Source organism: Bartonella sp. CL25QHWL, assembly GCF_042195335.1.
GTDB lineage: Bacteria > Pseudomonadota > Alphaproteobacteria > Rhizobiales > Rhizobiaceae > Bartonella.
In genome coordinates, this window is sequence record NZ_JBHIOE010000067.1 from 1 (window position 1) to 987 (window position 987).

Consider the following 987-nt stretch of genomic DNA (forward strand, 5'->3'; position numbering starts at 1 on the left):
TTAAGACAATTTGAAAATGTCGTTGAACGCGCTGTTACGGTTTCATTAACGGATGAACAATTTGCGGCGTTAGTGTCCTTTTGCTATAATGTAGGAACAACAGCCTTTTGTAATTCGACACTGTTAAAAAAGCTCAATCAAGGTGAATATGAAGCTGTCCCTGCCGAGCTACAGAAATGGACCAAAGCAGGCGGAAAGCGTCTTGAAGGTCTAGCACACCGGCGTGCGGCAGAAACAGGCTTATGGGCGAAAGGGGCTTATGTTTCTTCCAATTATCAAACAGTAGAAACGCAAGTACCAACGGGGCTTTTCAAAGCAGAAGCCCTTGCACCGATTATTGGCTCTTTTTCTGGGCTTGGTGGTTTGTTAGCTGGAAATGGACCAATCCAATGGGCTTTGGCCACCATTATGGTTTTAGCCGCATGTGCTGGTATTTTCTTTGTTGCTAAACGCTTTCAGGAGCATCGTCTATGATCTTATGGATGAAAAGAAATCTGATGATAACAGGCGCGGCTTTAGTCGCTTTTTTTATTGCATTAGCAAGAGCTTTTACTCTTGGGAAAAAAGCAGAGCAACAAAAGCAAACAGAAAAAGCTTTAAAAGCAGCCAAAACACGTCTGGAGGTGGAAAGTGAAGTTAATCAAAAAAGTGATGCTGATGTGCGTGCTGCTCTCTCTGACTGGTTGCACGACAAATAAATATGCTTCTTCTTGTGTTGGCTGGTTGCCAATTTATTTAGATAAGCAAGATCTGAACGCCATCAGTTCAAACTTAGCAAGAGAGATCTTAAAGCACAATAATCTAGGTGAACGCGTGTGTGGGTGGAAACATGGCTAGAAAAAAAACACAAGACGATACAGAGCTTACAGAAGCAGAAAAAGAAATCCTTCAAGAAATCATCATGACCTACAAAAGTGTAAAAGTGATGTCGCGTTATACGAAATGGATTGTACTCATTATACTCTTATTAGCGCTTGATTTTTCACG

General features: G+C 41.5%; 2 protein-coding genes. Both read left to right on the top strand.

What is annotated here, in order from left to right; translation table 11 throughout:
• Positions 1 to 474 (top strand): lysozyme (locus tag ACFILY_RS09490; RefSeq protein WP_375637996.1); only part of this gene is annotated, 474 nt, incomplete at its 5' end.
• The gene (locus ACFILY_RS09495) at positions 471 to 698 is read left to right on the top strand and encodes a hypothetical protein (protein ID WP_375631816.1); all 228 of its coding nucleotides are present in this window, start codon (positions 471 to 473) and stop codon (positions 696 to 698) included. The genes ACFILY_RS09490 and ACFILY_RS09495, both read left to right, overlap by 4 nt.
• Positions 699 to 987: the final 289 nt, after the last annotated feature.